The sequence below is a fragment of the Verrucosispora sp. TAA-831 genome, from assembly GCF_050780145.1.
GTDB lineage: Bacteria > Actinomycetota > Actinomycetes > Mycobacteriales > Micromonosporaceae > Micromonospora.
In genome coordinates this window covers 4292468-4317788 of sequence record NZ_CP192240.1, presented here as the reverse complement: position 1 = coordinate 4317788, position 25321 = coordinate 4292468, and the positions used below count along the sequence as shown (strand labels likewise).

Here is a 25321-nt window from a genome sequence, read left to right as displayed (position 1 = left end):
GAACCTTCGACCACCCCGTTCGACCGATCCCCGTACGAGGAGACACATGCGCATCCTGTTCGCCATCGACCCGTCGATCGCCCATCTGTACCCCATGGTGCCCACGGCGTGGGCGTTGCAGAGTGCCGGCCACGAGGTCCGGCTGGCCTCCCTTGCCTCCTTCGCCGACCAGATCGCCGCCACCGGGTTGACCCCGGTGCCGCTGGGCGACGCGGCCTGGGCCGCGCGGACCAGCGACGACCCGCTGGAGCCGAAGGGACATGTCGAGGCGGAACGCTATGCCGAGGTGCTCGGCCTCGACGCGGAGGAACGTGAGTACTGGTACCTCTTCTTCCAGTACCTGCTCACCCCGACTGCGGACTACCTGCGCCCGGACCGACCGGAGGCGCACGCTCTGATCGACTTCGCCCGCGCCTGGCGTCCGGACCTGGTGATCTGGGACCTCACCCAGGCCGCCGGCGCGATCGCGGCCCGGGTCAGCGGCGCGGCACACGCCCGGCTCGTCTTCGCCTATGATCCGGCGGGCTGGAGCCTCGACCGGCTCGCTGCCGGTCGACGGGCGCTCGTCGCGGCGGGCCTGGACGAGAACCCGCTGGCCACCCTGCTGCGTCCGCTCGCCGTCCGGTACGGCGTCCAGGTCGACGACGAACTGCTGACCGGTCAGTGGACCCTGGACACCGCCCCGCCCGGTCTCGAACTGCCGACCCGCACCCGCAGGGTGCCGCTGCGGTACGTGCCCTACAACGGTGCCGCCCCGGTGCCGGACTGGTTGCGGGTGCCGGCCCGACGGCCGAGGATCTGCCTGACCCTCGGCGAGTCCTACCGACGGTTCATCCGAGGCGACTGGAACCGCACGCCGATGCTGCTGGAAGCCCTGGCCGACCTCGACGTCGAGGTGGTGGCCACGCTCAACGGCGTGCAGTTGGACGGGTACCCACCACCGCCCAACGTGCGCCTGATGGACTACCTGCCGCTCAACCAGATCCTGCCCACCTGCGCGGCGGTCATCCACCACGGCGGCCTGGGTACCTTCCAGGCGGCCGTCGCCGCCCGGGTACCGCAGCTCGTCTGCGACACCCGCGACTCGATCCTCCTGGTGCGCGTGGAGGAGAATCCGGCGGAGACGACGGACGACACCGGCATCTACCGCTCCGGTGTCGAGTACGGCGTACGTGAGCTGGGCGCCCGTACGCAGCGGCCCACCGTACGCTGGGTGATGCCACCGAAGAAGCTCGAAGCGACCCCGGTGGCGAACTATGTCGTGTCCCGGGGTGCCGGCCTGCGACTGGACCACCAGACCCAGTCGGTGACGGAGCTGCGCGAGGCGATCCGGGCGGTGCTCGACGATCCGTCCTACCGGCGTGGCGCCGCGGCGATCTACGATGTCTGGCGGGCCATGCCCAGTCCGAACGACGTCGTGCCGGTCCTCGAGGGCCTCGCTGCCCACGCGCGGATCCGACGGTAGGTCAGTTCAGCCACCGCCCTGCCTCGGCCCGCCCCCGGCAGCGTCGTCGCTGCGGGGGCGGGCCGGCTGCCGACACCGGAGGTATCCGCCCACCATGACCCAGATCCCCCACGTGCCGATCTCCGTGGCCGACACCCCGATCGTGGACCCCGAGGTGGCCGCCCCCTTCTCCGACCGGGCTGACTACGTCGAGGCCGTCGCCACCGCCCGGGCCGCTGCCGCGCAGTATCACAACGGCAGTGACCTGCGAATGGACGACGCGGCGTACGACGCCCTCCTGGCCCGCATCGCGGCCACCGAGACCCGCCGACCACAGTGGAAGGTGCCGGACTCACCGGCGGATCTGGTCGCCGCGGGTGTCGCCGTCGGCGGCGAGATCGTGCACAGCGAACCGATGCTCGGCCTGGACAACGTCTTCGGCGAGGAGCCTCTGCGGCGCTGGGCGGGTCGGCTGGAACGCCTGCTCGGCCGGGCCGTCGAGGCGCTCGTCGTCGAGCCGAAGATCGACGGGCTGGCGATCGCGGCCTGCTACGTCGACGGCCGGCTGACCCGGGTCGCCACCCGCGGCGACGGTCGGGCCGGCGAGGACGTGACCGGGCAGGCCCAGCGGGCCGCCGGGTTGCCCATGCAGCTCAATCGGCCGTTGACCATCGAGATCCGTGGCGAGGTCTACATGACCGACGCGGACTTCGCGGTCGCCAACGAGTTGCGTACCGGGCACGGCGAGCCCGCGTTCGCGCATCCCCGTAGTGCCGCCGCCGGCACGTTGCGGGCGGAGGGACGCGCGTATGACGCGCCGTTGTCGTTCATCGCCTACGGAGTGCGTGGCGCGTTGTCCGTGGCGCCCGACGAACCGCCGCCGCACTCGGTGGAAATGGCCGGCCTGGCCGAACTGGGTGTCATCTCCACCGCCGCCACCGGCGGCATGACCGTCTGCGCCACCATCGACGAGGCGGTCGGCGCGGTCGAGGCGTTGCGGGTCGCCCGCGGCACCCTCGGGTACGGCGTCGACGGCGCGGTGGTCAAGGCCGATCGGCCGGCGGACCGGGAGTTGGCCGGCTCGTCGAGCCGTGCCCCACGCTGGGGCATCGCGTGCAAGTTCCCCGCGGACACCCGCACCACCAGACTGCTCGGCATCGAGGTGCAGGTCGGCCGCACCGGTGTGGTCACGCCGGTGGCCGTGCTCGCACCGGTGCAGATCAGCGGCGTCACCGTCACCTCGGCGACCCTGCACAACTTCGAGGACCTGGACCGGCGCAACGTCCGGGTGGGCGACGTCGTCTTCGTGCGCCGGGCCGGCGACGTCATCCCCGAGATCACCGGGGCGATGCTCGACCGACGGGACCCGACCTCCACGCCCTTCCCGCCCCCGACGCACTGCCCGCGCTGCGCCGGTCCACTGGACCGCTCGCAGAAGCGGTGGCGGTGTGTGGCGGGCCGGGCCTGCGGCGCCCACGAGGCGCTGGCACACTTCGTCTCCCGGGACGCGATGGATGTCGAAGGAGTCGGCGGCAAGATCATCCAATCCCTGGTGGCCGCCGGGATGGTCACCGACGTGGCCGACCTGTACGACCTGGACCGATCCGCGTTGGTGACGCTGGAGCGGATGGGTGAGGTCTCGGCGGCCAAGCTCGTGGCCTCCATCCAGGCGTCGGCCCGGCGCCCGCTGTCCCGGGTCCTCATCGGGCTCGGCGTGCGAATGACCGGGCGGGCCCTGTCGCGGCGGATGGCCCGACACTTCGGCACGATGAGGGCACTGCTCGACGCCGGCGTGGACGAGTTGCAGCAGGTGGAGGGCATCGGCCCCGAGCGGGCTGCCACCATCGTCGCCGACCTCGGCGAACTCGAACCGCTGATCGACCGGCTTGCCGCACGTGGGGTCAACATGGTCGAGCCGGGTGCCGTGCCCACGGTGCGCAGCGCCGCCGCAGCCCCGGACGACCCGGCCTGTCCGCCGCTGCGTCGGCCGAACGGCACCCCGATGCGGGTGGTGGTGACCGGGGCGGTGCCCGGGCTCAGCCGCACCGAGGGCAACGAGGCGGTGGAACGGCTCGGCGGTGTCGCCTCCTCGTCGGTCTCCGCGCGCACCGACCTGGTCGTGGTGGGGGAGGGAGCGGGAGGCAAGGCCGACAAGGCCGCCGCACTCGGTGTCCGGATCATGCCGGCGGCCCGCTTCGCGGCCCTGGTCGCCGCCCACGCCGCCGGGAAGACCGCCGAGGCCGCCGCACTGCTGGCCGAGCAGTAGGCGCGGGCGGTCAGCGCGGCGGACGCCGACCGTGGTGGGACGCCAGGTCGGAGACCCGCCAGCCGGTCAGGTCGTACTCGGCGAGGCACTCGTCGACCAGTGCCTTGCAACCGGCCAGGTCGCCGTCGGCGATCGCCGCGGAGAGCAGCTCGACCCGGGTGCTCTCGTGGTTGCCGGCGTAGTTGCGCTCGTACAGCTCATGCCGGCCGCCGAACTCCGACCCGACGGCGTCCCACAACAGCTTCATCACCTTGACCCGCTCGGTGGCCTCGACGCCCTGCGAACCACGCAGGTACCGGTCGAGGTAGGGGCGGATCTCGGCATTCGCGAAGTCCTCCGCACCCGAGGTGACGTAGATCAGGCCGCTCGCCACGTCCTGCAACACGATCTCCCGCACCCGGGGATAGCCCACCTGCATGAACCACCGGTACGCCGCCCCGTACCGCGGATTGGGCAGGACGGAACCATCGTGCCACGGCACCGGGTCACGGGCGGCGGCACCGGCGAGCCCCTGGAACAGGTTCCGCCACGCCAGCACCTCACCCAGTCTGCTCTGCACACCCCGGAAGTCGGCGGTGCCGGTCATCTCCAGCGCCTTGGCCAACAACCCCGCCAGGAACTCGAGCTTCACCGCGAGGCGTACGCAGCCGTGGAATGTGAAGCGCTCGGTGAATCCCGAGCGGCCGGCGAAGGTCTGCACCTTGGCGAGGTCGCCGTAGACGAAGACGTTCTCCCACGGGATGAGGACCTTGTCGAGCACCAGGATCGTGTCGTTCTCGTCCAACCGGGACGACAGCGGGTGGTCGAACGGAGTGCCCATCGCGTTCGCGGTGGCGGCGTAGGAGGGACGGCAGATCAGACGTACCCCCGGCGCGTCCGTCGGAATGGCCGCGACCAGCGCGAACTCCCGCCGGGCCACCGGCAGACCGTAGTGGGCGACGAAGGCGTGGTGCGTCAGGGCCGCCCCGGTCGCCACCACTTTCGCGCCACTGACCACGACCCCGGCGTCCGTCTCCCGCTCGACGTGTACGAAGACGTCGGCCACCTGGTCGGGACGGCGTGAACGGTCCACCGGCGGATGCACGATCGCGTGACTCCAGTAGAGCACCTGCTCCTGCGACCGCCGGTACCAGCGGCGCGCGTTGTCGTCGAACGGCTGATAGAAGTCGGCGTTGGCCCCCAACGTACCGAGGAAGGACGCCTTGTAGTCCGGGCCGCGTCCCATCCAGCCGTAACTCATCCGGGCCCAGGTGGCGATGGCCCGCTCGGCGGCGACCAGGTCGTCGGCGCTGCGTGGGGTGGTGAAGAAGCGGTGTGTGTAGCCGTGGGCGCCGGGCGCGTCGCAGGCGGTGGTGAGCACCGACCGGTGCGTCTCGGAGTGCAGCGCGTCGTACAGCCGGGCGGTCATCCGGATCGGATTGTGGAAGGCCGCATGTCGGGTGACGTCCCGGATCCGCTCGCCGTACAGGTAGACCGCGCGGCCGTCGCGCAGCGTCTCGACGTACTCGTCCCCGGTCAACGGCCGGGTCTGCGCGCTCACCGGCCGGCCCCGCTGTCCGGCAGGGCCAACCACCACGGGTTCTCCCTCGCCCACGCCACCGTCCGGCCCACCCCCGTCCGCAGGTCGGTCTCGGCGCTCCACCCCAGCAGCAGCCGGGCACGGCTGGCGTCCGGGATCCGCCGGGGCAGGTCCTGGTAGCCCGAGCCGAGATCGTCGGCGGTGTCCACCGCGACCGCGTCGCCACCGGCCCCGGCTGCCACACCCACCAGGGCGATCGCGTCGGCGACGGTGGTCTCGCGGGTGTTGCCGATGTTGACCGCGGTGCCGATCGTCTGTGCACTCGCACCGGCGAGGATGGTGCCCTCGACCGCGTCGGCCACGTAGGTGAAGCTTCGCGTCTGGCTGCCGTCGTCGTAGACGATCGGGGGACGTCCGTTCAACGCACGGTGCACGCTGCGGCTGATCACGTACGCCGGCCGCTGGCGGGGACCGTAGACGTTGAAGTAGCGCACCACCCCCGCGGCGAGTCCGTGTTGCTGCACGAAGGCGAAGGTGAGGTGCTCGGCGAGGGCCTTGCTGGTGGCGTAGCACCACCTCGGGGCGCTGGTCGGGCCGAGCAGCCGGTCGGCCTCCTCCCGCCACGGCACTGCGGGGTTCATGCCGAAGATCTCACTGGTGCTCGCCACGACCACTCGCGCGCCGACCGTGCTGGCACGCTCCAGCACCCGCTGCGTCCCGACGAAGTTGACGTCGATCACCTCCAGCGGACGTCGCAGGTACGTGTCCACCCCCACCGCCGCAGCGAGGTGGTAGACCACCTGCACGTCCGGCGTGATCACCTCCGCCAACCGGTCCGGATCCCGCACGTCACCCCGGACGTGTCGGGCGTGCAGCCGCAGCAGACCCAGGTGGGGCGGCGGGTCACCACTGTCCAGGACCGTCACGTCGGCCCCGGTCTTGACCAGGCGGTCGGCGAGGTGGCTGCCGATGAAACCATGGCCGCCGGTGACGACGACGCGGGCCGCGCTCACCGCCCGATCCCGCGATAGGTGTAGCCGAGGCGTTCCAGCATGGCGATCTTCTCCTTGGACAGGTAAGCGCGTCCGTCGAGGATCAGGCAGGACTCGGCGACCGGCAGCCGGGCGAAGTCCAGGTCCTCGAACTGGTGGTGCATGGCCAGTAGGGCGACACAGTGGGCATCACGCACCGCCTCCTCGACGGTGGTGGTGACCGGCAGGCCGAAGGTCTGGTGCGCGCTGGCCGGATCGACCAGCGGATCGTGCACGCGGACCCGCACACCGGTCGCCCGCAGCGCCGCCACGACCGGCTCGGTCGGGGTCGCCCGCAGGTCCCCGGTGTTGTTCTTGAAGGCGAGACCCAGCACCGCCACCGTCGCCTCGGCCGGCGGCACGCCACGGACGGCCAACTCGTCGAGGATCAGGCGGGCGGTGTAGCCGGGCATCCGCTGGTTGACCTCCCGGCCGACGGGAGCGGTGGTGATCCGCAACCCGTGTCGGCGAGCGGACTGCCACACCATCCAGGGGTCCTTGGTCAGGCAGGAGCCACCGACACCGACGCTGGGCCGCAGGATGTTGACGTGACCGTCGCCCTTCGGGATCGCGTTCGCGGCGCGGATCACGTCGAGCACGTCGACGCCGTACAGGTCGCAGAACATCGCCAACTCGTTGGCGAGGGCGATGTTCAGGTCGATCCACCAGTTGTCGGCCAGCTTGACGATCTCTGCGGCCTCCAGCGACTCCTGCGGCAACGTCGCGGCACCGAGCGCGCTGTGCAGGAAGTCCGCGGCGAGGCGGGTACTGCGCGGATCGATGCCCCCGACCACCACCGGCAGCGTACGCAGGTCGTGTAGCGCCGTACCCTCGGCGAGCCGCTCCGGCGCGTACGCCAGGGCGAAGTCCGCACCGGCCCGCAGGCCGCTCGCCTCCAGCAGCGGGCGGACGACGTCCCGGGTGGTACCGGGCGGCACCGTGCTCTTGAGGATCACCAACTGGCCGGTACGCAGGGTCGCGCACAACGCCGCACACGCCGTGCGCAGGTGCTCGTCCGCCAGCGACCCGTCCTGCCGGACCGGAGTGGCGACGGTCAGCAGGACCACGTCAGCGCCGGCGCAGGCCTGCCCGGCCGTGGTGGCGCGGAGCCGGCCCGCACCGACCTCGGCGGCGATCAGATCCGCCAGGCCCGGTTCGGCGAGCGGGGTGCTGCCACGGTTGATCCGGTCCACCAGGTCCACGTCGGTGTCGATTCCGAGGACGGAGAGGCCACGGTCGGCGAGCGTCCCCGCGATGCACGATCCGACGTATCCCATGCCGACGACCGCGACCACCGGTGGTTCGGTCGTCCTGCTCCGCCAGCCCGGCCTGAGGTCCGCCCGGTTCAGGTCCGGGCCGGGCACGGAGGATCCCGGACCACCCTGCGGCGTCGCACTCGACATGCCTTCTTCCTCACCCTCGTGACAAACGTCAACTCCCGGCCCGACGCTGTTGCCGCAGTGTCGGACCGGGAGGATCTCGGGGGATCACCAGCCGTCGGAGGCAGCCTGTGGACGGTGAGCCGGGCCGCGCTGGGTCCTACCGATGCCACAGATCCTGCTTGCCGACGGCCCGGGCGGCACCTTCCTGCGTGCCCTCCCGCCACCCCTGCTCTCGCCTGCCCGCAGGGCGTCGGACCCAGGTCGAGCACGCTCGGATGTGCCCCGGTCAGGCGGTGCTGGCGACGATGACGGTCGGCGGAAGGAGTACGACGACGTGTTTGGCCCCGAGCTGGTGTCAGTCGCCCCAACGTGCCGGCTCTGCGCCGGTCCCGTGCACCAATGGATGGATCTCGGCCGGCAACCGGCCTCGAACTCCTTCCCCCGGCCGGACGAGACCGGTGCGGAACGGTTCTTCCGACTGGCCGTCGGCATCTGCGCCGACTGCACGATGGTCCAGCAACTGGAGGCGATGCCGACCGACCACATGTTCCGTGCCGACTACCCGTACCGGTCGTCCACCTCCGACGGGCTGAGCCGGCACTTCGAGGAGGTCGCCGGGTGGCTGCGCCGCACCGAACTGACCGGTCACACCGATCTGGTCGTCGAGATCGGCTGCAACGACGGGGTCATGCTCGGTGCGCTCGGCGCGGCCGGTGTCCGCCACCTCGGCGTCGATCCCTCGGCGGGCGCCGCACGCGACGCCGCGCTCCGGGGCGCCGAGGTGCGGGTGAGCTTCTTCGACGAAGCCGCCGCCATCGCGATCCGCGCCGAACGAGGACCGGCCAGAGTCGTCTTCTCGGCCAACACCATCAGCCACGTCGCCGACATCGCCACCGTCTTCCGGGGTGTCGACCGGCTGCTCACACCGGACGGTGTCTTCGTCTTCGAGGACCGGTACGTCGGCGACATCGTGGAGTACGCCTACTTCGACCAGATCTACGACGAGCACTTCTACCTCTTCTCCGTGCGGGCGGTGGACGCCATGGCGACCCGATTCGGCTTCGAACTGGTCGACGTGGAACGCATCTCGATCCACGGCGGCTCGCTACGTTTCACCGTCGCGAGGCCCGGTGCCCGCCCGCGCCGCGACAGCGTCACCCGGATGATCGACGACGAGGCGCGGTACGCGATCGGCGAATACGAGACGTACCGCCGCTTCGCCCGGCAGATCGACCGCGTCGGCACCGACCTGGTCGCGCTGCTGACCGATCTGCGGGCGGCCGGCCGACGGGTGGTCGGCTACGGTGCCACGTCGAAGAGCGCCACCGTCACCAACTACTGCGGCATCGGACCCGACCTGGTGCCGTTCATCTGCGACACCACACCCGAGAAGCAGGGGCGGCTGTCACCGGGGATGCACATCCCGGTGCGTCCCCACGCGGCCTTCGTGGATCCGTATCCCGACTACGCCCTGCTCTTCGCCTGGAACCACGCAGAGGAGATCATGCTCAAGGAACGACGCTTCACGGCCCAGGGGGGACGCTGGATCCTCTACGTCCCGCAGGTGCACGTCGTGTGAGTCCCCCGATACGACTGTGGCGGCCCGGTGCACCGGGCCGCCACAGTCGTGTGGTGCCGTCAGCGACGGCATCGTCGCCTCAGGCCGCCTCGCGCCAGGCCCCGTGTAGCCGTGGCCCGGCCGTCCGGGCCGCGCTCAGGCTGGCCCAGGCGGCGAGTTCCAGCAGACGGCGGTCGGCCGGGTCGGACCGCCGGTATTCCGCCACCATCGAGTCGGTGACCCGGTACGAGCAGAGTGCGATGGTCAGGGCGAGCCGACCGGCCGGCCGGTCCCGTACCGGGAGCCGGTCCACCGCCACGTCGACCTCCGGCAGACCGGCCGGCCGTCGCCCGGCGAGCAACTCGGGCAGCAGCCGACGGACGGAGGCGGGCACCGCCGACTCGGCGGCGTCGTCGACGGCCGCGTAGGCCCGGGTGAAGGCCGTGTGCAGGGCCGTGCCCGGCTGAGCCCAGGCCAGGTCGGACGGCGGCGACGCCGGTGGCAGCAGGTGGAGCTGCTGTCCCGGGACGCCGCCGCGACGAGCCAGCCGGCCCATCGTGACCGCGGCCGACCAGCGGACCGCACCGGCGGCCGGTGACGGCACGGCCGGCAACGGCGACGGCGCGAGGAAGACGTTCACCATCCGGTTGAGGTAGTGGAACAGCACCGCCACGCCGACCAGGTGAGCCAGCTCGGCGGCGTCCGGCCGGGCAGCGGTCGCCGGTGGGCCGACGCCGTCGTGCCGGAAGAAGGTCACGAGGTCCCGCAGCCTCGGTTCGGTCATCTCACCGAGCCGGTCGTCGGCGACCACGGTGGCGTCCGGCCCCCGAAGCAGCCCCCGCAGCGCGCTGGCGTGCACCTGGACGCAGTACGGACAGCGATTGGCCAGAGAGACCGCCGCCGCCACCGCCTCCCTGGTGCCCCGGTCGGCCGGACCGTCGACGAGCAGGGCCTCACGCAGCATCAACCAGCAGGCAGCCAGCACCGGTGGTGCGGCGGCGTGCAGGGTCACCGGCGGGGCGAACAGCCCGAACTCGCGGGCGAGCTGGCGATAGACGTGGCGCACCAGCGGGGACGCCCCCCGGGCCGCGACAGGGCGCAGATGTGTGATGTGGCGTTGGGTGATCCGGCTGGTCAGCCGAGCGAACAGGATTCCCATGATGTCTCCCGTGGCAGCCGTACCGCACTCACGCGGCCAGCGGCGGCGGTACCGCCGGTGTGCGGACGCCGTCGGGACCGGGCGCACCGTACACCACGGCGACGCCCCGCTGCCGGGCTGCGCTCACCACCCCGGGTACGGCGCGCTCGGCCAACGCGGCGATGGTCAGAGCGGGATTGACGGTCAACGCACCAGGCACCGCCGAGCCGTCGGTGACGAAGACGCCGGGATGACCGCGTAACTCGTGGCGGTCGTCCAGAGCAGAGGTCTCCGGATCGTCGCCCATCCGGCAGGACGACAGCGGATGCACGGTGTAGGCGCCCACCAGGTCGTTGGTCCATGGCCTGACCCGGGCCAGACCGTCGCGTTCCAGGATCTCCCGCACCTCGGCGTCGGACTCGGCCCAGCCACGCAGCGTGTTCTCGGTCGGGTCGTACCGCAGTGAACCTCGGCCGAGCATCTGCTGGGTCATCCGCTCGGCGTTGCCTCGTTGCGGTGGCGCGCCGAACACCCCCTCGTTGTCGTCCTCGCTCATGGTGAAGACGGTCAGCCAGGAACGCCACCGGCGCAGCATCTCCTTCTTCTCCCGGCCGAACCAGCTCGGGCCGGTGGCACCGGGCACCTGGGCCAGGACGGTGCCCAGCCCGGGTGGGAAGTACAACTGCTCCAGGGAGAACCGGCGGTACTCGGGCAGTGAGTCGTCGAGCCGGTCCCAGGTGGCCACACACGGGCCCCGGCCGATCTGGTACGCCTCGTACGCCGTGCCGTCGCCCCGGTCGAGCCCGAGCAGGTCGCGAGCCCGCTCCTCGTCCACCACGGCGGTGTTCAGACGTTCGCCGTTGCCGGAGAAGTAGCGACCCACCGCCGCCGGCATGGCGCCCAGCGCTGCCGCCGACCGTTGCAGGATGACCGGAGTCGCCCCGGCACCGGCCGCCAACACCACGATCTTCGCCTCGATGACACCCGAACCCTGGGTGAGGCGGTAGTCGCCGTCGTCGACGATGTCGTAGTGGACCCGGTAGGCGCCGGTCGGAGTCCGTGTCAGCCGCTGCACCTCGTGCAGCGGCCGGATCCGCGCACCGTGGGCGAGTGCGGCGGGCAGATAGTTGAGCAGCAGTGACCGTTTGGCGTCGAACCGGCACCCGGCCATCATCCAGTTGCAGTTGGTGCAGCGCGGCTTGTCGATCGCCGAGGGAACGGGATTGGCGGTGCGCCCGGCACGAGCGCAGGCCGCGGCGAAGAGGCCACCGGCGAAGGGTACGTCGTCCCAGGACTGCTCGGTCACCGGCAACGCGTCGCTTACGACGTCGTACCACGGGTCCAACGTGTCCCGACTGATCGCGGTCGGCCACATCCGACGCCCGAGACCGCCGGTGCGGTCGAAGACGAACCGGGGGGCACGCGGCATGGTGGCGAAGTAGACGACGCTGCCGCCGCCGACGCAGTTGCCGGCGAGCACGCTCATCCCATCGCCGACGGTGAAGTCGAAGATCCGGGTGTACGACGAGCCGAGGAGGAAGTCGTGCTGGAACTCCTCGCTGGCGAGCCACGGGCCCCGCTCCAGCACCACCACCCGCGCGCCACCGGCGGCGAGGTGGTACGCCGGGATCGCGCCGCCGAAGCCGCTGCCGACGATCACGACGTCGGTCTGCTCGATGCTGGTCATGCCGGACTTCCCGTCGCCGTGGTGTGCGGGTGGACGCAGGCCAGCCGCCGCTGGTAGGAGAAGCGCGGAAAACGCCAGAACCCGTCCGGATCCGGTCTGCGCAGGCCGAGCAGCGACAGCCCGGGATGCCCCTGTTCCAGCGCCTCGCCGGTGGGCAGGTGTGGGGCACTGTCGAAGGCCATCGTGCAGAACAGGGCGACGCCGAACCACACCTCCCGCTCCGGATGTGCCGGGTCGGTCAGTTCCTGCACCAGAGCGGTGCGGGCGTCGAAGTCCAGGGCGACGAACGGCGGCACGGCCGGGTCCAGGGCGAACCGCCCGACCCGTGCATGCTGCTGCGCGTGCATGTTGAGCAGACCGGCCATCCCGTCCAGCGCCTCGGTGAGCCCCAGGGCGGGATGCGCGAGGACCGCCAGCGCTCCCGCCTGCACCGCGCCCGGATCGTCCTCGACACCGGCGATCGCCCGGTCGTCGGGTGAGCGCTTGACACCCGGGACGATCGTGTCGGCGAACGCCTCCAGCGTCACCGTCGTCGCCGGATCGGCCGGCGTGGTCGCGGCCATCACCGGTCCCGCCGGGGGCAGTCCGGCGCCTCTGCCGTCCGCACCGAGGCGAACTGTCCCGGGCGGCGGCCCGGCCCCGCCGGCCCACGATAGGCCTGGGCGATGTCCAGCCAGTGCTCGGCGTCCGCGCCGGACGCCCGCAGGTCCAGGTCGTCACGGTGCCGTCGCCGGGTGACCAGCAGACACAGGTCGACGGCGGAACCCTGGACGAGTTCGGCGCCCTGCGGCCCGAGTGCCCAGAACTCGCCGGAGGGCGCGGTCAGTTCGTACCGGAAGCCTTCACCCGGAGGCGTCAGGCCCCGGCTGTGGTAGCCGAAGTCCCAGGTGCGGACGGCGAAGTCGACGACGTGCCGGATCCGGTCGGTGCGCTCGGGCACCCGGCCCAGCGCATCGGCGACGTCCTGACCGTGCGCGAACAGTTCCATCATCCCGGCGGCGGCCAGAACCGGGGCGGGCAGCGGACGCACGAGCCAGGGCACGACGTGCCCGGCCGGCACCCCGGCGAGCGCCTCCACCGCGAAGGTCCACTCCTCGCGCCAGCGCCCCCGCAGCGCCGCCGTGCCGCCGTCGAGGTAGCGCGACAACGCGGCGGCCACGTTGGCGTCGAAGTCGTCGCTGAGCCGTGCCGTGAGCGCACGGAACGCCTCGGCGTCGGAGGCGGCCACCGCCGCCATCCGGAAGACCGCGCTGAGATGCGCGACCTGGTGTCGGATCTCCCAGCCGGGCGCCGGGGTCGGCCGAGCCCAGTCGTCGGGGCCCAGGGTGTCCAGCAGCTCGTCGAACTCCACACAGTCGTCCGCCAGGTCGGCGAACACGTTTGACTTGTCCATCTTGGCCCTTCGCTGGTCGACGTGGCCCCGTGCATCCCGCCGGCCCCGTGGTCACGCTGACGTACGGCCGGAGGCGTCGGGGGAGTGCGCGAGGTTCAGCCTGCCCACGGCGCGGTACGTCGTCCTCTCCCGCTGTGCGCACCTGCCCGGCGACGAGGTCGTCTCGCCCACCGGCCGCCGGACTCCTCGTGGCCTGCTCGTACGCGGGCACTGGGCACGGCGGAAGAAGATTCACCCGCAGCGGTGGCCCACGATGGAACGGCCGTCGATAGCTGACGGTCACCGGTCGACCTCGGTAGGAGAGCGGGAGCCATGCCCACCATCGTCGGTTCGCTACGTCGTCACCTCCTGGCTCCATCGTGGCGGGAGGTGAGCTTCGCCGCGCGGGGCTTCCCCGCCGCCGCGTCCGCGACGACGCGAGCACTGGAGGCGATCCCGCGGGCGGTCGTGTGTGGATTCGAGAGCGGCATCGACTCGGGTGACCTGCACGAGATCGAGCAGCGGCTCGCGCTGGTCGACCCCCACCTACGGGGCTTCGCCTACGAGGGCGCCACGATGGCGTTCACCGTCCGCGACGCGATGTCGATGTTCCGCAGCCGTCGTACCCGCGACCTGCTCCTCGGGCCGGGACGACCACACGTGTTCCTCAACTACATCGGCATCGGGTTCGCCATGGCGCGGCTGCCCCGGGCGACCTGGCGGCGGATCCTGCCGGACCTCTCCGGCCTGCCGTACCACCCGACGATGAGTTGGCTCGCCGTCGACGGATACGGCTTCGACCTGGCCTACTTCGACGTCGACCGGTGGGTGGGCAGGGGCGAACGCCCCCGGCCGTATCCGTGGGCCGGAGCCCCGGACTACTTCCTGCGCGCCGTGGACCAGGGCGTCGGCCGTGCGCTCTGGTTCGTCCACGGCGCTCGGCCCGACGACGTGGCGACCTCGATCGGACGCTTCGCCGTCGCACGCCGGGCCGACCTCTGGGCCGGCGCCGGCCTGGCGGCCGTCTTCGCCGGCGGCTGCGACCCGGCCGGGCTGGCGACACTGCGCCGGCAGGCCGGTGGGTACCGGCCGCACCTGGCGCAGGGTGCGGTCTTCGCGGCCCGGGCCCGGACGTTCTCCGGTGCGGTGCCGCCGCACACCGGGCAGACCGTCGCGGCGCTGACCGGCCTGTCGGTCGACGCCGCGTCGGCACTGGCCGACGAGGTCGCGGTCGACGGTCTCTCGGCCGAGCGTGCCGAACCGCCGTACGAGGTGTGGCGCCAGCGGGTCCGCTCGCGCCTGGCCACCGACGGGGCCGTCGCACCGGAGTCCTGACCATCCCGGCGGGTCGACGGCCCGCCGCCATCCACGTCGCGCAGGCGGACCGAGGGCATACCCGGTCCGTCCGGTCGACGCTGACCACACGAGGGGTAACTGTGGCTTTCATCGGTTCGCTGCGCCGAGCCGTCCTGACGCCGGACCCAGCCGAGACGCAGATGAGCGTGCGCGGCTTCCACACGCGGTCCGAACCGGCACGCGACCTGCTCGAAACGATCGGTCGGACCTTCCTCGAAGGGTACGGCGACGCGGCCGAGGCCCGCCGGGTCGCTGAGGTCGGGCCCGCGCTGGAACGGGTGCCGACCCGGTTCCGTGGCTTCGCCTACGAGGGCGCGGCGATGGCCCTGGCCGTCCGCGACGGCCTGCCGTTCGGTGGCGGGCTGGTGCGTCAGTTCCTCGCCGGCGCCGGCAGCCCGCACGTCTACATGGCCTACGTCGGCATCGGCTGGGCGATGGCCCGCCTGCCCCGGATGCGGTGGTCCCGGCTGTACGCACCGGACCCGTTGCTGCGTTGGCTCGTGCTCGACGGGTACGGCTTCCACCAGGCGTACTTCCACACCCACAAGTACGTGATCGAGCAGTACCGGCACGACCGGTTCCCGTGGCCGGTCGACGACGACTCCGGGTACGCCACCCGGGTCATCGACCAGGGGATCGGACGTGCCCTCTGGTTCGTCGGTGGCACCGACGTGGTCCAGATCAGCCGGCTCATCGAAGGGTTCGCCGAACACCGCCGGGCCGACCTGTACAGCGGCGTCGGGTTGGCCGCCACCTACGCCGGCGGCGCCGACGGGGCCGAACTACGCGAGTTGTGGCGGCGTGCCGCCACGTACCGTCCGCACCTCGCCCAGGGCGCGGCGTTCGCTGCGGCGGCCCGAGTCCGCGCCGGGCTCGTGGTGCCGCACGTGGAGTTGGCCACCCGGCTGTTCTGCGGCCTCTCACCGGCCGGCGCGGCGGCCGTCACCGACCGGGTCCGGCCGGGCCTGTCGCTGCCCGGCGAACCACCGACGTACGAGATCTGGCGGAACTGGATTCGGGACACCTTCGTCGTCGGCCAGCGCGATCACGTCGCGGACAGTCGCTAGCACTGCGGTCGCGGCCGCGACCAGATCGGAGACACCGCCACCATGACAAGGATCGCCATCGTCGGAATGGCCTGCCGGTACCCGGACGCGTCCTCGCCGACCGAGTTGTGGGAGAACGGCCTCGCCGGCCGGCGCGCCTTCCGCCGGCTCCCCGACGGTCGGATGCGTCTGGACGACTACTGGTCGGCCGACCCGGCCACGCCGGACCGCTTCTATGCCCGCAACGCCGCGGTGTTGCAGGACTGGGAGTTCGACCGGGTCGCCTTCAAGGTGGCCGGCAGCACCTACCGGTCCACCGACCTGACCCACTGGTTGGCCCTGGAGGTCGCCGCCGCCGCGCTGGCCGACGCCGGTTTCCCCATGGGCGCGGGACTGCCCGCCGAGCGGACCGGTGTCGTGGTCGGCAACAGCCTGACCGGCGAGTTCAGCCGCGCCAACCAGCTACGACTGCGCTGGCCGTTCGTGCGCCGGGTCCTCGCCCCGGTCCTGTCCGAGCTGCCCTGGACGGAGGATCGGGTCCGGGACTTCCTCGACCGTGTCGAGGCCGACTACAAGCGCCCCTTCCCGCCCGTCGACGAGGACACGCTCGCCGGCGCCCTGTCGAACACCATCGCCGGCCGCATCTGCAACCACTTCGACCTGCGCGGCGGCGGCTACACGGTGGACGGCGCCTGCTCGTCGTCGCTGCTCTCGGTGACCACGGCATGCCGATCCCTGGTCGACGGAGACGTGGACGTCATGGTGGCCGGTGGGGTGGACCTGTCCATCGACCCGCTCGAGACCATCGGATTCGCCCGAACGGGTGCCCTCGCCACCGGTGAGATGCGGGTGTACGACCGTGGCGCCAACGGGTTCTGGCCCGGCGAGGGCTGCGGCATGGTCGTGTTGATGCGCGAGCCGGACGCGCGGCGCGCCGGGCACCGGATCTACGCCACGGTGGCCGGGTGGGGCATCTCCTCCGACGGTCGTGGCGGCATCACCCGGCCGGAGATCGGCGGCTACCGGCTGGCGTTGCGACGGGCGTACGCACGGGCCGGGTTCGGGCTGGAGACGGTGGCGCTCTTCGAGGGGCACGGCACCGGTACCCAGGTCGGCGACGACACCGAACTGTCCGCGCTGTCCCAGGCCCGCCGGGCGGCCGACCCCACCGCGCCGCCCGCGGTGATCAGCTCGATCAAGGCGATGATCGGGCACACCAAGGCCGCAGCCGGAGTCGCCGGCCTGATCAAGGCGGTCCTGGCGGTGCACCACCAGGTGCTGCCCCCGGCGCTCGGCTGTCCCGAGCCCCATGAACTGCTCACCGGCACCACACGCGCCCTGCGGGTGCTGCGAGCCGCCGAGCCCTGGCCGGCCGGCGCCCCGCTGCGGGCAGGCGTCACGGCCATGGGCTTCGGCGGCATCAACACCCACGTCGTGGTGGAGAACTCCCGGGCCCGTCGGCCGGGTGGGCTCGATCCGCGCGCCGCCACGCTGGCCGTCGGAGCCCAGGACGCCGAACTGCTGGTACTCGACGGGGTCTCCTGGGCGGCGTTGCGGGACCGCGCGGAGCACCTCGCCGCGTTCGCCGGTGCCGCCACGTACGCCCAGTTGACCGACCTCGCCGTGACGTTGCGACACGAGCTGCGCGACCTGCCCTACCGGGCCGCGGTCGTGGTGGTCGACCCCGAGGACGCCGAACGCCGGCTCCGCCAGGTGGTGGACGCGCTCGACCGGGGCCAGGAGTCGCCGCCGTTCGACGAGGGCCGGGTGTTCCTGGGCCGGGTCGCCGGCCGGGGCCGCATCGGCTATCTCTTTCCCGGCCAGGGTTCCGGTCGGCGTAGCGCCGGTGGCGCGCTGCGGCGGAGGTTCCCGGTGGTGGACTCGATCTACCGGCAGGCGGCGCAGCCGGGTGACGCCGATCCCGTCGCCACCGAGAACGCCCAACCGCGCATCGTCACCGGCTCGCTCGCCGGCCTGTCCGCGCTGACGCTGCTCGGCATCGAGGCCACTCTGGCCGTCGGGCACAGCCTCGGCGAGCTGACCGCACTGCACTGGGCCGGTGTGATGGACGAGGCCGAGCTGCTGCGGATAGCCACCGTGCGGGGGGCGGCCATGGCACGGCACAGCGCGCCGGGATCCATGGCGGGCATCGCCGCCCCACCGACCATCGTCGACCGTCTCGTCGACGGGCTGCCGGTGGTGCTCAGCGGGTACAACGGCCCCACGCAGACGGTCGTCTCCGGCGAGGTCGCCGCAGTGCGTGAGGTCTGTCGCCGGGCGACCGCCGACGGCATCGCCGCCACCCCCCTCGCCGTCTCCCACGCCTTCCACTCGCCACTGGTCGCGCCGGCCGCCGACGTGTTCGCCGCCGCGCTGCACGGTGCCGGCCTCGGCCCGGTCGGCCGGCGGGTCGTCTCCACCGTCACCGGCGAGCCGCTGATGGCGGGCGCCGACGTGCCGTCGTTGCTCCGCCGACAGATCACCGAGCCGGTGCGGTTCAGTCAGGCCGTCACGGTGGCCGCCGACGAGGTCGATCTCTTCGTGGAGGTGGGGCCCGGACGGGTGCTGTCCCGCCTCGCGGCCGAGACCGGCGCCATCCCCTCGGTGTCACTCGACACCGATGACGAGTCACTGGTGAGCCTGCTGCGGGTGGTCGGGGCGGCGTACGTCGCCGGTACGGCCGGGATGCCCGCCGCGCTCTTCGACGATCGACTGGCCCGCCCGATCGACGTCACCGCGCCCGCGGCGGTGCTGACCAGCCCGTGCGAGGTGGTGCCCGTGGCGACCGTGGCAGGGGGCGAGGGCGACGCGCTCGGTCCGGTCGGCCCTGCGCAGACCGCGACGCCGCCGGAGCCGGTCGACCGATCCGGGCCGGCTGCACTCGATCTGCTTCGGCAACTGGCCGCGAGTCGCGCGGAACTCCCCCTCGAGATGGTGGGCGCGGAGAGTCGGCTCCTGGACGACCTGCACCTGAGCTCGATCACCGTCGGCCGTCTCGTCAACGAGGTGGCCGAGCGGATGGGCCTGGGCGCGGTGACCATGCCGCTGAACTTCGCGGCGGCCTCGGTGCGGGAACTCGCGACCGCACTGGAGGAACTACAGGCGACCGGGGGAACCGCCGCCACCGTGTCCGCCCCGCCGATCCTCGGCGCGGAGAGCTGGGCACGGGCCTGGGCGGTCGTCCTGGATCCGAGTCCGCTGCCGGGCCCGGTCGTCCCGCCCGAGTCGGGTGGCTGGCGACTGCACGCCCCGGCGGACCATCCCTTCGCCGCAGCCCTCCTGGACCGACTCGTGGCGGGGCGTACCGGATCCGGTGTCCTGGTCTGCCTGCCGCCGGACTGTGCGGAGACCGACCTGGACCGGGCGCTGCACGGTGCCCAGGAGGCGATGACCGATGCCGGCGTCGACCGGTTCGTGCTCGTCCAGCACGATCGCGGCGCTGCGGGCCTGGCGAAGACCCTGCGCATGGAACATCCCCGGTTACGGGTGACGGTCGTTCATGTCCCGGCCACCGCCGACGCGGTCGACCACGTCGTCGGCGAGGTGCGGGCGACCGAACGGTACGTCGAGGCGTACTACGACCCCGACGGGACACGGCGGGTACCGACGTTACGGGCCATGCCCCTGCAACCGGAGCGGACCACGGCGCCCCTCGACGAGTCGGACGTCCTGCTGGTCACCGGGGGCGGCAAGGGCATCACGGCCGAGTGCGCGTTCGCCCTGGCCGTGGAGACCGGTGCCCGTCTCGCCCTGCTCGGCAGATCGGACCCGGCGACGGACTCGGAGCTGGCGGCGAACCTGGAGCGGCTGGCCCATCACGGCGTCGCCGCCCACTACGTACGGGCCGACGTCACCCAACCGGCACAGGTGAGTGCCGCCGTCGCCGAGGCCGTCCGGACGTTCGGTCCGGTCACCGCGGTGCTGCACGGCGCCGGCACCAATGAACCGGCGGCGCTGGGCAACCTCGACGCGGCGGCGCTGCGACGCGCCTTCGCCGCCAAGGTGGGCGGGCTACGAACGGTGCTGGACGCCGTCGGCCCCGGCCACCTGCGCCTGCTGGTCACCCTCGGCAGCATCATCGGCCGGGCCGGTCTGCGCGGTGAGGCCCACTACGCGACCGCCAACGAGTGGTTGGCCGACCTGACCCGGTCGTACGGGCAGCGGCACCCGAACTGTCGATCGGTCTGCCTGGAGTGGTCGGTGTGGTCCGGGGTGGGGATGGGCGAGCGCCTCTCCGTCGTGGACACGCTGGCGCGCGAGGGCGTCACACCGATCACCCCCACCCAGGGCGTCGAACTGCTGCGCCGGCTGGTGAGCGACCCGCAGGTGCCGCCGGTGGTGGTGATCAGCGGACGCACCTCCGGCATCGACACCGTGCGCTACGAGCAGGTGGAACTGCCGTTGCTGCGGTTCCTGGAACGGCCGCTGGTGCACTACCCCCGGGTCGAGCTGGTGACCGAGGCGGAACTGAGCATCGGCAGCGACCTCTACCTGCCGGACCATCACCTCGACGGTGACCTGTTGTTCCCGGCGGTACTCGGCATGGAGGCGATGGCCCAGGTCGCGTACGCCCTGACCGGGCGGCCCTCGACGCCGCTGGTGGAGGACGCGCAGTTCCTCCGCCCGATCGTCGTGACGCAGGACGGAGCGACCCGCATCCGTGTCGCGGCGGTCGCCACCGCGCCCGGAGTGGTGCAGGTGGCCGTCCACAGCAGCGAGACGCGGTTCGGGGCCGAACACTTCCGGGCCCGCCTGCGGTACGAGGAACTCGCCGTGCCCGACGGCCCGCCCCGGCCGGTGCCGGCGGACGTGCCGGAGGTGCCCCTGCGGCCGGCGGCGGAACTCTACGGCGACCTCCTGTTCCAGGGCCACCGGTTCCAGCGCGTGGCGCGGTACCACCACGTCGCGGCCCGCGAGGTCGACGCCGACCTGCTGCCCGCCGAACACGACTGGTTCGCCGCCTTCCATCCCCCCGCCCTGCTGCTGGGCGACCCCGGCATCCGGGACGCGATGATGCACGGCATCCAGGTGTGCGTACCGCACGCCACCCTCCTGCCGACCGGTGTCGCGCGAGTCTGGGTGTCGCCGGGCGTCAGCGGACCGGGACCCTACCGGTACCAGGCGGTCGAGCGGTCCCGCGACGGCGACACCTACGTCTATGACGTGGTGCTGCGTACCGCCGACGGCGTGGCGGTCGAACGGTGGGAGGGGCTGAGCCTACGGGCGGTACGCCAGGGTGACGGGCGCGGCCCGTGGCTCGCGCCGCTGCTCGGGCCGTTCCTGCAACGGGTGGTCGGTGAACTGACCGGCGCCGAGATCGCGGTGGGGGTCGAACCCGACGACGCGGGGTCGGGGGACACCGGCGACCGGATCGCGATCCGCCGGTCCCGGTCGGCCCGGGCGTTGGCCCGCGCCGTCGGGCGGAGACGGCCGGTGCGGTACCGCGCCGACGGTCGGCCGGAGATCGACGGCGGTAGAGAGGTCTCCTTCGCGCACGGCGCAGGTGTGACGGTGTGCACGGTGGCGGGCCAGACGACGGCCTGCGACGTGGAGGCGGTGGTGCCCCGTACGCCGGTGGAGTGGCGTGGGCTGCTCGGCGCGCACGCGGAGCTGCTGCCGCTGTTGACCGGTCCGGACGGCGGCGATGACCGGGACGTGGCGGCCACGCGTGTCTGGGTGGCCATGGAATGTCTACAGAAGGCGGGCGAACCGCTGGTGGGAACGCTGACGGTCCGTCCTGCTGCGCGCCCCGGTTGGGTCGTGCTCAGCGCGGGGGCGATCACCGTGGCGACGTTCGTGACGGCGCTGCGGGACGTGTCCGAGCCGGTGGTGTTCGGCCTATTGACCCGGGAGGGCTGATGTCCCGCTACTTCGAGTACCGGCACGTGGTCGGGTTCGAGGAGACCAACCTCGTCGGCAACGTGTACTACGTGCATTACCTGCGATGGCAGGGCCGATGTCGGGAGTTGTTCCTGCGCGAGCGCGCCCCCGAGGTGCTCGACGACCTGCGGGTGGATCTCAAGCTGTTCACCCTGCGGGTGGACTGCGAGTTCTTCGCCGAACTGGCCGCCCTGGACGAGGTCTGCGTCCGGATGCGACTGGTCGAGCTGGCGCAGACCCAGGTGGAGTTCGGGTTCGACTACCTGCGTCTCGCCGGCTCCGACGGCGAGCGGCTGGTGGCGCGGGGGGCGCAGCGGGTGGCCTGTATGCGAGGTCCGAACAACCGCACCGCACCCACCCGGGTGCCGGAGGCACTGGCCCAGGCGCTGGCACCGTACGTCCGGGCGGAGGCATCGTGACGGGCCGCCCGGACGGCTCCCTTCCCACCGGTCGTGAGCTGCGGCGGGTGCTGGGCAGCTTCGCCACCGGTGTGACCGTGCTGACGGTGGGCGGTATGCACCCGCACGGGATGACGGTGAACTCCTTCACGTCGGTCTCCCTGGACCCGCCGCTGGTGCTCGTCTGCGTCGGTCGGTCCACGGTGACGCACACCCTGCTGGAGGACGCCTCGGGTTTCGGCCTCTCGGTGTTGGCGGCCGGTCATGCCGGCATCGCGCGGTTCTTCGCCGATCCCCGGCGTCCGGTGGGTCCCGGCGAGTTCGCGGGGATCCCGACCGTGCCGGGGGCGCGCAGCGGAGTACCGCTGATCGCCGACGCCCTGGCGTGGTTCGAGTGCGAGCCGTGGCGGCACTACGACGGCGGCGACCACACGATCGTGGTGGGCCGGCTGCGTACCGCCGTCCGGGGCGCGACCACCGGCGCTCTGCTGTTCCACGACGGGGTGTTGGGCACGACGGACCACGAGCGGAGGACACGGGCATGACGGCACGGGAACGACGGCCGGCGGCACCGCCGGGACCACCTCGGCGAGCGGCACTGCGGATGCTGGCGGTGATGACCCGCGATCGACTGGGGATGATCAGCGATTCGGTGCAGCGGTACGGCGACGCGGTGCGGATACCGGTGGGCCACAAGAGCCTGCACGTGTTCAACCATCCGGACCACGCGCAGCACGTACTGGCCGACAACGCGGGCAACTACCAGAAGGGCATCGGCCTGGTGCACGCCCGGCGGGCGCTCGGCGACGGCCTGCTGACCAGCGAGGGCGAGCTGTGGCGCAAGCAGCGCAAGGTGATCCAGCCGGTGTTCCATCCGCGTCGGCTGGCCCACCACGCCGGTCTCATCGCGGCCGAGGCGCAGAGACTTGTTCACCGGCTTCGGCAGTGCGTGGGCGGGGTCCCGGTGGACGTGGTCACCGAGTTCACCGGTCTCACCCTGGGCGTGCTGGGCCGTACCCTGCTCGATGCCGACCTCAGTCCGTTCGGGACCGTCGGCGAGGAGTTCGCTGCGGTCCAGGACCAGGCCATGTTCGAACTGGCCACGTTGGGAATGGTGCCCGCCTGGTTGCCGTTGCCCCGCCAGATGCGCTTCCGGCGGGCCCGCCGCGAGTTGCAACGGGTGGTGGACCAGTTGGTGGCGGCCCGGGCCGAGTCCACCGACGGTCGGGACGACGTGCTCTCACGCCTCATCGTGTCCACGCGTGCCGAGACCGATCCCCGGGTGGCCCGCGGTCGGCTCCGCGACGAACTGGTCACGCTGTTGTTGGCCGGTCACGAGACCACCGCCAGCACCCTCGGTTGGACGCTGTACCGCGTCGATCGGGAACCGGCGGTGCGGCACCGGTTGCGGGAGGAGGCACAGACGGTGCTGGGCGGGCGGTTACCCGGTTACGAGGATCTGCATCGGTTGCGCTACACCACGATGGTGGTCAAGGAGGCGATGCGGTTGCACCCGCCGGTCTGGCTGCTGCCCCGGATCGCCACGGACGCCGACGTGGTGGGCGGGTATGCGGTGCCGGCCGGGGCCGACGTGGTCGTCCTGCCGTACACCCTGCACCGGCACCGGGAGTTCTGGACATGGCCGGAGCGGTTCGACCCGGAGCGGTTCGACCCGGCCAGGGCGCCGGACCGTCCCCGGTACGCCTACATCCCCTTCGGTGCCGGTCCGCGCATCTGCGTCGGCAGCAACCTCGGTCTGATGGAGGCGGTGTTCGTGCTGGCGATGATCGCTCGGGAGTTCCGGCTGTCGACGGCACCCGGACACCAGGTCGTCGCGGAGCCGATGCTGTCGTTGAGGATCCGCGGCGGGTTGCCGATGCTGGTGCGTGCGGTGGACGCGGTCGACTGACGACGGTCGCCCTCCTGCCCGCGTCGGAACCTGAGTACCGTCTCGGGAGGCAGGTCGAGCAGGGAGAGCAGGGCCGGCGGGTCGAGGTCACGGTGCGGACGGACGAGCACCGTCGTGCCCGACAGGTGACCACCGTCGGTGACCCGGAGCGGTCCGTACCGGGCCACCCCGGCGTGGTCGGTCGGATGCTCGCCGTCGGGCGGGCACGGGCCTCTTCCCAGCGAGTGCGCGACGAGGTACCAGTCGCCGGCGCTGACCTCGGTGAGTCGGTAGGGTCCCGGGCGGCTCAGGATGGCCCAGCTCACCGGAGGGCCCTCGGCGATGGCGTCCGGGAAGAGCCCGATGAAGATCGGTCTGGTGAAGCGCGGGCAGAAGGTGCTGACCTCCCCGCTGACCACGGCGCTGCCCGGCGGCGACCCGCCCTGTCCGATCGGTGGCAGGGGATCGAGGAACCGCCGTCGGTACGCCATGGGTGACACTCCGACGCTGCGATGAAATCGCGTGCTGAAGGTTCCGAGGCTCGTGTACCCGACGGTGGTGCTGATGCTCGCCACGGTCATCGACGTGCTGGCGAGCAGCCGCTTGGCCTCCTGAATGCGGATCGCGGCCAGAAACCGGCCGGGCGAAATTCCCGTCATTCTGCGGAACAGGCGCGAGAAATGGAATCTGCTGAACATCGCCGCGCTGGCTATCTCGTCGATTGTCAGCGGCTCTCCCAGTCTCTCACGCATGGTCCACAACGCGCGTCGGACGGCTATTTCGTCCACCAGCATCAGATCACCCGGGGAGCCGGTCGAATGTCTGTCTGGAGCGTGCGTGGTCGTTCGCCGCCCCTAATCGTAAGTGCATGGTGTATTCTTTCGGGTTTTCTATATTTATTGGCGTCTTGTGGAACTTAGATGCTATCGCTCGCCATTCGAATGGGCAACTGCCGATTTTCTGCGGTTGTGGCGGTGCGCTCGAATGCGTTACGGCGAGTAACAGATAGTGGCACTAAATGCAGTTTCCGGAGAGGTGCTGCCAAAAGCGTCGCAAGTGGACGCTCGCATGGCCTCTGGAGTGCGGGGACCTGGCCGCACCCGTGCGGTCGGAGTGTTGTCTCTCAACCACGCTCCGTGATCGGGGTGTCGGTGCGCGGGTTTGGAGTCCCGGCGGGACGGGAGCTGCAATCGGCATGACATAGCGGGCGAAAGAGCAAATTAACCGGGAATCCGACAAATGCTGTGGACGTGGCTCAGTGCGGCCGTCGCCCAGACCGGCGGTACGTGAACGAGCGGAACCGCCGCGGTTAATCGGCGAATCCTACCCGAGGGCGAGCCCGCCATCGACCGGCCA

16 protein-coding genes and 1 pseudogene are annotated in these 25321 nt (G+C 71.8%); 9 read left to right on the top strand and 8 right to left on the bottom strand.

Annotated elements, in window-relative coordinates:
- Positions 1 to 46 precede the first annotated feature (46 nt).
- Positions 47 to 1465: a nucleotide disphospho-sugar-binding domain-containing protein gene (locus tag ACQVFL_RS19290; RefSeq protein WP_431727227.1), complete on the top strand. Its 1419-nt coding sequence runs from the start codon at positions 47 to 49 to the stop codon at positions 1463 to 1465.
- Positions 1466 to 1559: 94 nt separating this feature from the next.
- The gene (gene ligA / locus ACQVFL_RS19285; protein ID WP_431727226.1) at positions 1560 to 3710 is read left to right on the top strand and encodes an NAD-dependent DNA ligase LigA; all 2151 of its coding nucleotides are present in this window, start codon (positions 1560 to 1562) and stop codon (positions 3708 to 3710) included.
- A 10-nt stretch (positions 3711 to 3720) separates the two neighbouring features.
- Here the strand turns inward: ligA and ACQVFL_RS19280 are convergent, their stop codons facing one another.
- The 3 genes from ACQVFL_RS19280 to ACQVFL_RS19270 are packed head-to-tail and all read right to left on the bottom strand — an operon-like array spanning position 3721 to position 7663.
- On the bottom strand, positions 3721 to 5250 hold the full coding sequence (locus ACQVFL_RS19280; RefSeq protein WP_396697216.1) for a 4-hydroxyphenylacetate 3-hydroxylase family protein: 1530 nt from the start codon (positions 5248 to 5250) through the stop codon (positions 3721 to 3723).
- The gene (locus ACQVFL_RS19275; RefSeq protein WP_396697218.1) at positions 5247 to 6242 is read right to left on the bottom strand and encodes an NAD-dependent epimerase/dehydratase family protein; all 996 of its coding nucleotides are present in this window, start codon (positions 6240 to 6242) and stop codon (positions 5247 to 5249) included. The genes ACQVFL_RS19280 and ACQVFL_RS19275 overlap by 4 nt, the downstream gene beginning before the upstream one ends.
- Entirely contained in the window at positions 6239 to 7663 is a 1425-nt protein-coding gene (locus tag ACQVFL_RS19270) for a nucleotide sugar dehydrogenase (RefSeq protein WP_431727225.1), read from the bottom strand. The genes ACQVFL_RS19275 and ACQVFL_RS19270 overlap by 4 nt, the downstream gene beginning before the upstream one ends.
- Before the next feature lie 331 nt (positions 7664 to 7994).
- Between ACQVFL_RS19270 and ACQVFL_RS19265 the strand changes: the two genes are divergently transcribed.
- Positions 7995 to 9221, top strand: a complete 1227-nt coding sequence (locus ACQVFL_RS19265; protein ID WP_431729852.1) for a methyltransferase domain-containing protein — start codon at positions 7995 to 7997, stop codon at positions 9219 to 9221.
- Between the two features lie 79 nt (positions 9222 to 9300).
- Here the strand turns inward: ACQVFL_RS19265 and ACQVFL_RS19260 are convergent, their stop codons facing one another.
- The 4 genes from ACQVFL_RS19260 to ACQVFL_RS19245 are packed head-to-tail and all read right to left on the bottom strand — an operon-like array spanning position 9301 to position 13418.
- Positions 9301 to 10359: a carboxymuconolactone decarboxylase family protein gene (locus ACQVFL_RS19260; protein ID WP_431727224.1), complete on the bottom strand. Its 1059-nt coding sequence runs from the start codon at positions 10357 to 10359 to the stop codon at positions 9301 to 9303.
- Positions 10360 to 10387: 28 nt separating this feature from the next.
- Entirely contained in the window at positions 10388 to 12025 is a 1638-nt protein-coding gene (locus ACQVFL_RS19255) for a GMC family oxidoreductase N-terminal domain-containing protein (protein WP_396694188.1), read from the bottom strand.
- On the bottom strand, positions 12022 to 12588 hold the full coding sequence (locus tag ACQVFL_RS19250) for a DUF5987 family protein (RefSeq protein WP_431727223.1): 567 nt from the start codon (positions 12586 to 12588) through the stop codon (positions 12022 to 12024). The genes ACQVFL_RS19255 and ACQVFL_RS19250 overlap by 4 nt, the downstream gene beginning before the upstream one ends.
- A complete protein-coding gene (locus ACQVFL_RS19245; protein WP_396694192.1) occupies positions 12588 to 13418 on the bottom strand; it encodes a TIGR03084 family metal-binding protein in 831 nt (276 codons plus the stop codon). Before ACQVFL_RS19245 ends, ACQVFL_RS19250 begins: the two co-directional genes overlap by 1 nt.
- Before the next feature lie 312 nt (positions 13419 to 13730).
- On the opposite strand from ACQVFL_RS19245, the gene ACQVFL_RS19240 reads away from it, so the two are divergent.
- The 6 genes from ACQVFL_RS19240 to ACQVFL_RS19215 all read left to right on the top strand — a co-directional run bounded on the left by ACQVFL_RS19240 (position 13731) and on the right by ACQVFL_RS19215 (position 23986).
- The gene (locus ACQVFL_RS19240) at positions 13731 to 14732 is read left to right on the top strand and encodes a DUF1702 family protein (RefSeq protein WP_396694194.1); all 1002 of its coding nucleotides are present in this window, start codon (positions 13731 to 13733) and stop codon (positions 14730 to 14732) included.
- 101 nt (positions 14733 to 14833) lie between these two features.
- Positions 14834 to 15820 carry a DUF1702 family protein gene (locus ACQVFL_RS19235; protein WP_396694196.1) on the top strand — a complete coding sequence of 329 codons (987 nt, stop codon included), beginning with the start codon at positions 14834 to 14836 and terminating at the stop codon, positions 15818 to 15820.
- A gap of 42 nt (positions 15821 to 15862) precedes the next feature.
- Positions 15863 to 21658 carry a type I polyketide synthase gene (locus tag ACQVFL_RS19230; protein ID WP_431727222.1) on the top strand — a complete coding sequence of 1932 codons (5796 nt, stop codon included), beginning with the start codon at positions 15863 to 15865 and terminating at the stop codon, positions 21656 to 21658.
- Positions 21658 to 22098, top strand: a complete 441-nt coding sequence (locus tag ACQVFL_RS19225; RefSeq protein WP_396694200.1) for an acyl-CoA thioesterase — start codon at positions 21658 to 21660, stop codon at positions 22096 to 22098. The genes ACQVFL_RS19230 and ACQVFL_RS19225 overlap by 1 nt, the downstream gene beginning before the upstream one ends.
- A complete protein-coding gene (locus ACQVFL_RS19220; RefSeq protein WP_431727221.1) occupies positions 22095 to 22622 on the top strand; it encodes a flavin reductase family protein in 528 nt (175 codons plus the stop codon). Before ACQVFL_RS19225 ends, ACQVFL_RS19220 begins: the two co-directional genes overlap by 4 nt.
- Positions 22619 to 23986 (top strand): cytochrome P450, encoded by a 1368-nt coding sequence (locus tag ACQVFL_RS19215; RefSeq protein WP_431727220.1) that lies wholly within the window; start codon positions 22619 to 22621, stop codon positions 23984 to 23986. The genes ACQVFL_RS19220 and ACQVFL_RS19215 overlap by 4 nt, the downstream gene beginning before the upstream one ends.
- A gap of 464 nt (positions 23987 to 24450) precedes the next feature.
- Here ACQVFL_RS19215 and ACQVFL_RS19210 read toward each other — a convergent pair.
- Positions 24451 to 24717: pseudogene (locus tag ACQVFL_RS19210) on the bottom strand (AraC family transcriptional regulator); the annotation flags it as partial.
- Positions 24718 to 25321: the final 604 nt, after the last annotated feature.

Bases quoted from the DNA above. Each gene is read 5' to 3' on its own strand.
- ACQVFL_RS19290 (WP_431727227.1), top strand. From the start codon at position 47: ATGCGCATCCTGTTCGCCATCGACCCGTCGATCGCCCATCTGTACCCC.
- ligA (WP_431727226.1), top strand. From the start codon at position 1,560: ATGACCCAGATCCCCCACGTGCCGATCTCCGTGGCCGACACCCCGATC.
- ACQVFL_RS19270 (WP_431727225.1), bottom strand. From the start codon at position 7,663: ATGTCGAGTGCGACGCCGCAGGGTGGTCCGGGATCCTCCGTGCCCGGC.
- ACQVFL_RS19260 (WP_431727224.1), bottom strand. From the start codon at position 10,359: ATGGGAATCCTGTTCGCTCGGCTGACCAGCCGGATCACCCAACGCCAC.
- ACQVFL_RS19255 (WP_396694188.1), bottom strand. From the start codon at position 12,025: ATGACCAGCATCGAGCAGACCGACGTCGTGATCGTCGGCAGCGGCTTC.
- ACQVFL_RS19250 (WP_431727223.1), bottom strand. From the start codon at position 12,588: ATGGCCGCGACCACGCCGGCCGATCCGGCGACGACGGTGACGCTGGAG.
- ACQVFL_RS19245 (WP_396694192.1), bottom strand. From the start codon at position 13,418: ATGGACAAGTCAAACGTGTTCGCCGACCTGGCGGACGACTGTGTGGAG.
- ACQVFL_RS19240 (WP_396694194.1), top strand. From the start codon at position 13,731: ATGCCCACCATCGTCGGTTCGCTACGTCGTCACCTCCTGGCTCCATCG.
- ACQVFL_RS19230 (WP_431727222.1), top strand. From the start codon at position 15,863: ATGACAAGGATCGCCATCGTCGGAATGGCCTGCCGGTACCCGGACGCG.
- ACQVFL_RS19225 (WP_396694200.1), top strand. From the start codon at position 21,658: ATGTCCCGCTACTTCGAGTACCGGCACGTGGTCGGGTTCGAGGAGACC.
- ACQVFL_RS19215 (WP_431727220.1), top strand. From the start codon at position 22,619: ATGACGGCACGGGAACGACGGCCGGCGGCACCGCCGGGACCACCTCGG.